Annotated in this window: 7 protein-coding genes and 1 pseudogene; 5 read left to right on the plus strand and 3 right to left on the minus strand. The window is 61.2% G+C overall.

Annotated elements, in window-relative coordinates:
* Positions 1-247: 247 nt before the first annotated feature.
* Together AC1DYD_RS40935 and AC1DYD_RS40940 are read right to left on the minus strand one after the other, a co-directional pair.
* Positions 248-502, minus strand: a pseudogene (locus AC1DYD_RS40935) (transposase); the annotation flags it as partial.
* Positions 503-705: 203 nt separating this feature from the next.
* A protein-coding gene (locus tag AC1DYD_RS40940) for an IS6 family transposase (RefSeq protein WP_478178424.1) occupies positions 706-1,405 on the minus strand; the annotation gives its coding sequence in 2 pieces (ribosomal slippage) (positions 706-930 and positions 932-1,405; 699 coding nt in all).
* Positions 1,406-2,089: 684 nt separating this feature from the next.
* Here AC1DYD_RS40940 and AC1DYD_RS40945 point away from each other — a divergent pair.
* Positions 2,090-2,506: a hypothetical protein gene (locus tag AC1DYD_RS40945; RefSeq protein WP_478178425.1), complete on the plus strand. Its 417-nt coding sequence runs from the start codon at positions 2,090-2,092 to the stop codon at positions 2,504-2,506.
* Between the two features lie 83 nt (positions 2,507-2,589).
* Here the strand turns inward: AC1DYD_RS40945 and AC1DYD_RS40950 are convergent, their stop codons facing one another.
* On the minus strand, positions 2,590-3,705 hold the full coding sequence (locus tag AC1DYD_RS40950) for a DNA-binding protein (protein ID WP_478178426.1): 1,116 nt from the start codon (positions 3,703-3,705) through the stop codon (positions 2,590-2,592).
* 300 nt (positions 3,706-4,005) lie between these two features.
* Here AC1DYD_RS40950 and AC1DYD_RS40955 point away from each other — a divergent pair, with 300 nt between their 5' ends.
* The 4 genes from AC1DYD_RS40955 to AC1DYD_RS40970 all read left to right on the plus strand — a co-directional run bounded on the left by AC1DYD_RS40955 (position 4,006) and on the right by AC1DYD_RS40970 (position 5,758).
* Complete coding sequence (locus tag AC1DYD_RS40955; protein ID WP_478178430.1) at positions 4,006-5,103, plus strand: site-specific integrase; 1,098 nt, start codon at positions 4,006-4,008, stop codon at positions 5,101-5,103.
* Positions 5,100-5,216, plus strand: a complete 117-nt coding sequence (locus AC1DYD_RS40960; RefSeq protein WP_478178427.1) for a DUF6868 family protein — start codon at positions 5,100-5,102, stop codon at positions 5,214-5,216. The genes AC1DYD_RS40955 and AC1DYD_RS40960 overlap by 4 nt, the downstream gene beginning before the upstream one ends.
* Positions 5,173-5,328 (plus strand): DUF6868 family protein, encoded by a 156-nt coding sequence (locus tag AC1DYD_RS40965; protein WP_478178428.1) that lies wholly within the window; start codon positions 5,173-5,175, stop codon positions 5,326-5,328. The genes AC1DYD_RS40960 and AC1DYD_RS40965 overlap by 44 nt, the downstream gene beginning before the upstream one ends.
* Before the next feature lie 118 nt (positions 5,329-5,446).
* On the plus strand, positions 5,447-5,758 hold the full coding sequence (locus AC1DYD_RS40970; protein ID WP_478178429.1) for a hypothetical protein: 312 nt from the start codon (positions 5,447-5,449) through the stop codon (positions 5,756-5,758).
* Positions 5,759-6,034 lie beyond the last annotated feature (276 nt).

Genomic DNA, 6,034 nt, shown 5'->3' on the forward strand with positions numbered 1-6,034 from the left:
GGTGGCTGCGCCACCGGCGTGCGCAGGTACTTGCGCACCGTGTTGCGCGACAGGCTCGTCGCCCTCACGATCTCTCGCACCGACTTCTTCTCGCGGTGGTGCATCCGCAGGACCTTGCCAATCATGGCCATGGTGATCACTCCTCATACCCCCACCGCTTAAAAAAGCAGCAGGGTAGGCTGAACACCCGGGTCAAATTTGAAGCGGCACAACCCTCACAGGTGGGTCAATTTTCGGCCGGCGCCAACAGCGCCTCTTCCATCGCCGGATCGCTCAGCCCGAACCACTGTTGCAAGTAATGAATGCGCAGCATCGTCTCGATCGCAAAAGGCGGGCGGCCAGTCTTGGCTCGAGGGCTGTGCGGTTCGACGATCTGCACCAACGCGCTCCAGGGCACCACCCGATCCATCTCGTCGAGAAACTCGCGCTTGCGCGTCTTCTTCGTCGACAGGTTCAGGCCCAGGCCGAGCTGATTCGGGGAAGTCACGCGTTTGGAAATCATGGGTCAGATCAAGCAAGGCCCGGGCCTGTTTTGCAGACCATCCTTAGGGTTGTGAGATACCTGCCCGGAGACTGGCGCAGTGCGATGGGGGTAATCGTACTTTCGATGGAGTTTGATACGGTCGGGGCAGGAAACCCAATGCACGACGGCTCTGGAGCAAATTTTCCGCGCGGCAAAACGACTTCGCGAGTGTGATGCGCCGGTCAGGCCGAAAGCACCGCGTTCCAGATTGCAGGCGCGGCTTGGCCTTCGAGGCGCAGCCGACGAAGGTTGAATTGGCCTTTGCGGATGCGATGCAGCAACTCGACACCCGCGATCGTCACGGCCGCGCAATCGAAGACCTTGAAGCCAAGCATGGGTTTGATGCGCGACTTCACGCCTCGATGGTCCTGCTCGACCATGTTGTTCAAATATCGCGATGATCGCAGCCGTGTGTCTTTCCAGCGAGGGCTCTGGGGCGGGCAACTCACGCACCGCTCGGTGCGAGGCGGCATAGCCGTCCAGCGTGATGCTTACCGGAGGTCGCCCTTGCGTCTTCAGTGCCTTGCGAAAGAACGCCTTGGCCGCCTTCACATCGCGGTTGGCGCTCAAGCGAAAGTCGACTGTCTGGCCCTCTCGATCGACAGCACGGTACAGATAGGTCCACTTCCCGCGGATCTTCACATAGGTCTCGTCGACGCGCCAGGATCGGCCGGACTTGCGGGCGAATCGGTTCCAGCGCTTCTCGAACTCGGGCACAAATCGCTGGACCCAGCGCATGATCGTCGTGTGGGCCATCGGCAGGCCGCGCTCGAACATCATCTCCACCAAGTCACGCAGGCTCAGCTTGAAGCGCAGGTACCAGCGAACGCACAGAATGATGATCTCTCGCTCGAAGTGCCGGCCCTTGAATAGTTCGTCCATGCTCTGAACCTTCTTTGCCATCGACCCGTCCGCAGTTCACAAACGCAATAGCCTACCTCACGCCCTGTTTGCACCAGAACCAAGGATATGTTCCTCCGCCGTTGTTTTATTGGTCCGACAGCTTTCAGGATTTCGATGAATTGACCAACTCAATGTCCCTCGTTTGACACGCGCTCAATGGACTGAGACATAGAGTTCGATGGCCCAGTTCTTGAAAATAGGGGGAGAAGTAGACGTGCCAATGAAACTCCTCACGCGGCTCTGCGCAGCTGAGGTACCAATCCAAGTTTTCGACCAGGACGAGATCGAGAAACTGTCAGTACTCAGGTCTGCGGCCTTGGTGGAAGCAGAGATCCCTCCGGTGCTTGTCAAGGATGGAGGTTGCCGGTACATGGGACCTGCGATCCTCCGGAGAGTGACCGCTGAAGGTCACGCTGCAGCAAGGACGCACGAGCGAAGGGAGTCCGCGAATTAGAACTGGAGCCGGCCCATGGGCGGGCCTCCGGCGGGGACGAGCCCAGCGCCAGGAGATCGCGCCCAGGAAAAAATTCTACCCATCACACTGAAGAAATTCCTTCTCCACTAGGACTCCCGTTGGGGGTCCTCTCCCTGCGCATTTCGAAAAAAGTAACTCTTCCAATGTCTAAACTTGACTTGCCCGCACAGGCGACTGCGGTGCGTAGCATGCTTGCCACCCATGGGATTCGCCGCGCGCTGGCAATGCTCAATGGCAGAACGCAGTATCGATATACGGCCATCTACAAGTTGAGCGGCGATGCGTTGCGGGCAGAGCACGTCTTCGACCGTGTGTCTGAATACCGCACCTGGTTGAAAGCAGTTCCTCTAGAGAAGAGCTTTTGCCAGCACGCGATCGAGAAGGGCGAGTTTGCGACAAGCCACGTCTCCAAGGACAAGTCCCTCGTCAGCTACCGCCCTTTTGTGGGACTGGTCGAGTCGTACTACGGGAGGCTGCTGACACGTGATTCCGGAACACCCTACGGCACGTTCATCCATTTCGATCTGGAGCCGCGCAGCATCGATCCGGAGGAAGTCGAGCTTCTTCAACAAGTGATGCCGTACTTTCTCGAATATCTCGAGTGAGTCGGTTCGAGAGAGCAAGCGGCGGGCCGCCGGAGATCGCCTTTCCGGTCCAATTAGATGATCCGGGTAGTTTCAGGCTCGCTTCAATCCTCTCGCCTCGGTGCTTTGGGCGCCAACTTGGCGCGCGGTTGATGCGTAGGCTCTTGGCTCTTCTTATGGTTCTCGAGCTGACGCAGGGCGGCTGCCGTTGCCGCATGGGTCTCCCGAAACTGCGAGACCTCACGGTCCGCCTGGGCTTGCTGGCGCTCGAGCTGCTTGAGAAGATCGCTCGCACGCTGTTCGGCGGCAGAACTGCGCTCGCGCTGGGTCGCCAACTCAAGCTGAACAGCTTGGAACTGCTTTGCCCAGGCGCCTTCAGCGTTGCGGTGTGCTGACTTTGAGTCCTGCAGGGCTTGCTGGGCTGCATCCCGTGCGGTACGGGCAGCCTCCTGTTCGATGGCGCGGGCTTTCTGCTCCTTCGCCAGCTCTGTGGTGGCCTGGCGCGTGGCCATGCGCTCGCGATCGATCTCGGAGAGGAGACGACGCTCCTGCGCGAGATGGCGCTCCTCGGCTTCGTCCGCGGCGCGCTGCTTGGCGCCGAGTTCCATTGCCGCCTTCTCGCGCAGGGCTTCCTTGTTCGCCACGGCCTCGTCCAGGGCCTTGCGCAGCCGGCGCACCTCGGCTTCCGAGTCGCTGAGTAGCCGAGCGGATTCCTGCTGCTGCGTGTGCAACTGGGCCTCCATGGCCGTGACCGCCTGGCGCGAGGAAGCCAACGCCTCATCGAACGCGACGCGGGCCTGTTCGAAGGAGGACTCGCGTTGCTGGAGGTCGGCTTCCCTCTGGGCGATGGCGTTGCGCTGCAGCTCGAGTTCGCGCCGTGTCGCCTCGGTGGCCTGGACCTGTGCCTGTGCGGCATCTCGCCGGGCGACGTCCCAGAACTGCTGAGCGGCCTGGACGATGGCCAGGGGAAGCTGCTGTGCCTCGCCATCGGCCAGGCTGCCGCTGCGACCCTCCAGGCGTTTGCCGAGCGTGGCGAACCAGCGTTCGAGCATGGGGCTCACGGTGTTGGGCGAGCCGCTGCCGATCTTCTGGCGCACGCGCTCGATCGTCGGGCGCAGGCCTTCGTGCACGAGCGCGTCGGCCGCTTCCCAGACCTGAGCCTCCTGGATTCCGCGGCCGCCGCGCGGCGGGAACGTGGAGCTCGATGCGTTCGTTTCCATTTTTGACCTTTCAGCTCGTCGCGCGTCGTCTTTCAGGACTACCTCACGCGCACAAGAATTCCTTAAACCGATGCTCATACAGCCAGATGCCCATGGGTTTCCATCCAGCCTTTTTAACTTGCGATAATAAATGATTATCGGAAGTGATGTAAAGTATACGTAAGACATCATACATGGCATGTGCCAAAAATAACAGAAGCGCGGCGATGGTCGGACTGCGGCCGTCGTCGTCCGTGAATCCAATGCTGCTGGAGGTAGCCGATGAAACCTGCTGAAAAAATGCGGCCGTCCAAGGCCTTGATGCCGCTGAAACGCGACCATGCGCTGCTCGACCCCGGCCAGCTCTCTGGCATGGCCGAGGAAGCCGCGCAAGACCTCATGGCCGAGGGCGAATCCGACAACACGCGCCTGGCGTACCGCGCCGCCATGCGCTACTGGGCGGCCTGGTTCGGCGCGCGCTATGGGCGCCAGATGGCGCTGCCAGTGCCGGTGCCCGTGGTGGTCCAGTTCATCGTCGACCACGCCGAGCGCTCGACCAAGGCGGGCCACAAAGGGGGTCTGACGCATCAATTGCCGCCCGAGATCGACCAGGCGCTGGTGGAAGCCGGTTTCAAGGGAAAACTCGGGGCGCCGGCGCTGAACACCCTGATGCACCGGATCTCGGTGCTCTCGATGGCGCACCACATTTCCAAGCAACCCAACCCGTGCGTCGACCCTGCAGTGAAGGCGCTGCTGAGCAAGACCCGAAAAGCCTATGCGAAGCGTAACGCCCTGCCCCACAAGCAGCGTGCGCTCACGAAAGAGCCGCTGGAGGCCTTGCTGGAGACCTGCGACGACTCGCTCAAGGGCAAGCGCGACCGCGCCCTGCTCCTTTTTGCGTGGGCCTCGGGCGGACGACGGCGCTCCGAAGTCTCAGAGGCTGTGTTCGAGAACCTGCATCGTGGTGATGAGGGCGCCTATCTGTACACCCTGGCGAGCTCGAAGACGAACCACAACGGGAAGATCCGTCCGGAAGATGTGAAACCGGTGGTCGGGTCGGCCGCCGTGGCGCTGGAGGCCTGGCTCAAGGCGAGCGGCATCAGCTCGGGGCCCCTCTTCCGGCGCATCCTCAAGAATGGAAAGCTCGGCACCGACGGGCTCTCGGGGACGGCGGTTCGGGACCTCGTGAAGGCGCGCTGTGCGCTGGCCGGCGTGGGGGATGATTTCTCGGCGCACTCGCTGCGCTCGGGGTTCGTCACCGAGGCGGGGCGGCAGAACATGCCGCTGCAGGAGACGATGGCCATGACGGGGCATCGGAGTGCGGAAACAGTGGGAGGGTATTTCCGGGCGGGGGCTGCCCAGGTGAGCGCGATCGCTCGAATGATGGATTCGGGGAAGCGCAAACCCGCGGATGATTGATTCTGCTGTGGTGCGCGGTGCTCAATTGCGCCGTACTGCTTGCGCGGTTTGTCGCCTTCAGGTTTGCGCATGCCTGGATGCGAAGGCTCCACGGTCGATGGCTTCTCGGATGAGCGCTTCGATGGCATTCACTACGCATGCATGGCGGTCTACAAGGTTGGCATTCTTCTTTTCAACGTTGTGCCATACGTTGTCCTGAGCATCCTTGGGAGTCATATCGCCTGACTAGGCGCGCTCCCTCAGAAGACTTGGAGCGCAAACAGACCAAGATTTTGCCGCCGGTCCGCAGGGGCAGAATGCGGGCCAAGAGCGGACTTACGCCGCCATCAGAAGGAAATGGATCATGCATGAGCTGACTTTCCGCACTCTCCTGTACCGCTACTTCTTTTTCGAGTGGCTCTTCCTGGACGTCACGCAAGGCAGCCTCATCGAGCGCTCAGCGGCCTGGCGGCACAACCAATCTCAAGCTCACTGGCTTCTCACTTACATGCGACGCTGGCTGTCGTGCGCCGTGCTGTTGTACGGGTTGGGGGGGATTGTCGAAATCCTGATTGGCGCGCCGGCGGCATCGGCGCTGTTCTATGTGCCGAGCGCCTTGAGCGTGTCGGTGAATGCGGTGATCGCGGCGGCTTGGCTGGGACTCAAGACCTTGTAGGAGCCTCTCTGAGATCGCGGCCCCGGGTCGAAGAATCAGAAGTTGTAGGCTTTTTGGGGCGATCTCGGTTTTCGTGCATTTTGTGGCGCTTAACCCGCCTAACCTCAATCAAATCAATGAGTTGCGAGATGCTCGCGTTTGGCCGGACGCTGGTTTTCGTGCATTTTGTGGCGATGCTGAAATGGTGAGCCCGGTGGCCGCCTCCGACGCCGTCACTGCCACGATGAAAAACGACGGGCTATTCGCGCGCGGTCTGTCGAGCAGCCGGTCCTTGCC

This window comes from Variovorax sp. P4_B11, assembly GCF_056402355.1.